Origin of the sequence: Paraburkholderia phosphatilytica (genome assembly GCF_003443895.1) — a bacterium.
GTDB lineage: Bacteria > Pseudomonadota > Gammaproteobacteria > Burkholderiales > Burkholderiaceae > Paraburkholderia > Paraburkholderia phosphatilytica.
This window is the reverse complement of sequence record NZ_QQOA01000095.1, coordinates 1-2,491: the sequence shown is the minus strand read 5'-3', so window position 1 is coordinate 2,491 and position 2,491 is coordinate 1. Positions and strand designations below refer to the sequence as shown.

The following is a 2,491-nucleotide window of genomic DNA, read 5'->3' as shown; positions in this document are numbered from 1 at the left end:
GTAAGCGCCTCGCGAAGGCCGTCCGCAATCCGGCGCGCACGTGAGGCATGATCGGGTATCGGGCGGTCGTGTTGGCCCGCTGGCAATCAGCCCGTGGAGACAGGTGGGCAAGACTTCCCTGGCAGCTTTCTTGCCACGTTCCAGGGTAGTAATTCGTCGATGCGGTTAATGGGGTGATCAGCGATATGGGTCAGCACGTATTCGAGGTAAGCGCGCGGGTTGATCCCGTTCAGCTTGCACGTGCCGATCAGGCTGTACATCGCCGCGGCCCGTTTCCCCCCACTGTCGGAGCCGGCGAACAAGAAGTTCTTGCGACCCAGACTCACACAGCGCAACGCGTTTTCGGCCAGGGCGTTGCTGATCTCGGCACGGCCCTCTTCGCAGTACAGCACGAGGGCATCCCACTGGTTAAGCGAGTAATGGATCGCTTTGGCCAATTCGGATTTCTTCGACAGCGTCGCGAGTTTGTCCGTCATCCACGTCTTGATGGCCGCGAGCAACGGAATGCTTTTCTCCTGGCGCACGCGCAGCCGCTGCGCGGCGGGTTTGCCGCGGATGTCGGCCTCGATCGCGTAAAGTCCACCGATCAGCTCGAGCACCTCCCGGGTCGCCTCGGTAGGCGTTCGGGCATGCACGTCGTATATGTACCGTCTCGCGTGGTCCCAGCATGCCGCCTCGCGAATCTTGCCGCTCTCGTACAGTTCGTTGAAGCCACTGTAGGCGTCCGCTTGCAAGATACCCTTGAATCCGGCCAGATGGGTCTGGGGATGAATGCCTTTGCGGTCCGGCGAGTAAGCAAACCACACTGCGGCCGGTTCGGTCGAGCCCGAACGAGTGTCATCGCGCACATACACCCACAGGCGCCCCGTCTTCGTCTTCTTCTTGCCCGGCTCGAGTACCGGGATAGGCGTGTCATCCGCGTGCAGCTTCGACGGCGCCACCGTGTAGCGGCGCAGTGCCTCGGTCAGCGCATCGCAAAGGGCCTCGCACTGGCCAACCCAGCGGCCCATGCTGGCCGGGTCCAGCTTCACGCCGTCGCGCGCGGCTATCTGCGACTGCCGGTACAGCGGGGCGTGGTCGGCGTACTTCGAGACGAGGATGTCGGCCAGCAGGCTCGGATGGGCGATGCTGCGCGTAATCGGCAGGCCGGGCATCGCCGGCTGCGAGAAGTGGTGGCCGCATGGGCAAACCGTCTTGCGCCGGATCGTACGAATCACCTTGAACACCGCCGCGACGCGGGCGAGCTGCTCGGACACGTCTTCTCCGAGCGGCTGCATTGCGCTGCCGCACTTCGGGCACGTTGCGTCGGCCTCCAGTACACGTTCTTCGCGTGGCAGGTGCGGCGGCAGCGCTTCTTTCGGCGATGCGTCGCTCACAGGCGTGCTTGCGCTTGATTGGCGGGCGCGCCGCACATCGGCGACGCCACGCTCGCCCGTCAGGTCCTCGAGCGCGGTTTCGAGCCGTGCAACCTCCCGGTCCAATTGCTCGGACTTGCGCCCGAATTGCATACGCCTAAGCTTGTCGAGCTGAGCCTTGAGTTGCTCGATCTCCAGATCGCGCTCGGCAAGCTGAGCACGAGCCTCGAGCAGCAAGGCTCGCAGCGTTTCAACATCGTCAGGAAGTTCGGCGCCGTTCGACATGCGGCGCAGTTTACGAGCCTTCTGCTCGGTTTACAACATCGACAGTGCAGCGGTGCGACGCGGTTGCCGCCAATCGATGCCTTCGAGCAACATCGACAATTGCGCCGCCGTCAGATGGACCTTGCCGCCATCGGCCTGCGGCCACACGAAGCGCCCACGCTCAAGCCGCTTTGCGAGAAGCCAGAGCCCGTCCTCGGTTGCCCACATGAGCTTCACGAGATCGCCGCGCCGGCCCCGGAAGATGAACACGTTGCCGCTGAGCGCATTGTCCTCGAGCGCCGTCTGCACCTTCGCCGCCAGCCCTTGGAATCCGCAGCGCATGTCGGTGACGCCAGCCACCAGCCAGACACGTGTACCGGTGGGAACAGAGATCACGATCGCATGCTCCCCAGTACAACGCGTAGCGTGTCGGCATCGACGATGCCGTCCACCTTGACGACCACCTCACCGAATCGAATCTCGATCGTCCCGGCTCGTATAGTGCGGTTGCCCACTGCCCGAGCATCCGAGGGCATGGTCACGCGCTGCGCCGGCGTGTCATCGACCACCGCCACTGAAATCAGGGACGTCGTTTGGGTCTGCAATTGCTCGCGATAGCGACGCCGCCACGTGAACAGCATGTTTGCATTGATGCCATTCTCGCGCGCCAGCTTTGCGACCGAAGCACCCGGCTCGCATGCCGCGGCCGCAAGACGGCGTCGAAACTCGCGATCATAGTTTGGGCGCCCCTTGCGGCTCCCGGGCTTGGCTTCCGGCTCTGTCACGGTGATGTCCATCAAATCGAAAATGATGGGCACCACTTTGATGTCGCTTCTCGCCCTCGTCTACGACGGTCGCCGTGAGGCGCTTAC

Annotated in this window: 3 protein-coding genes; all 3 read right to left on the bottom strand. The window is 63.5% G+C overall.

Annotated elements, in window-relative coordinates:
* Positions 1 to 86: 86 nt before the first annotated feature.
* The 3 genes from tnpC to tnpA are packed head-to-tail and all read right to left on the bottom strand — an operon-like array spanning position 87 to position 2,440.
* Positions 87 to 1,640 carry an IS66 family transposase gene (gene tnpC / locus DVS29_RS36675; protein WP_118186229.1) on the bottom strand — a complete coding sequence of 518 codons (1,554 nt, stop codon included), beginning with the start codon at positions 1,638 to 1,640 and terminating at the stop codon, positions 87 to 89.
* Positions 1,641 to 1,670: 30 nt separating this feature from the next.
* Entirely contained in the window at positions 1,671 to 2,015 is a 345-nt protein-coding gene (gene tnpB / locus DVS29_RS36670) for an IS66 family insertion sequence element accessory protein TnpB (RefSeq protein WP_118186227.1), read from the bottom strand.
* Complete coding sequence (tnpA, locus tag DVS29_RS36665) at positions 2,012 to 2,440, bottom strand: IS66-like element accessory protein TnpA (RefSeq protein WP_240656002.1); 429 nt, start codon at positions 2,438 to 2,440, stop codon at positions 2,012 to 2,014. Before tnpA ends, tnpB begins: the two co-directional genes overlap by 4 nt.
* Positions 2,441 to 2,491 lie beyond the last annotated feature (51 nt).

Bases quoted from the DNA above. Each gene is read 5' to 3' on its own strand.
- tnpC (WP_118186229.1), bottom strand. From the start codon at position 1,640: ATGTCGAACGGCGCCGAACTTCCTGACGATGTTGAAACGCTGCGAGCC.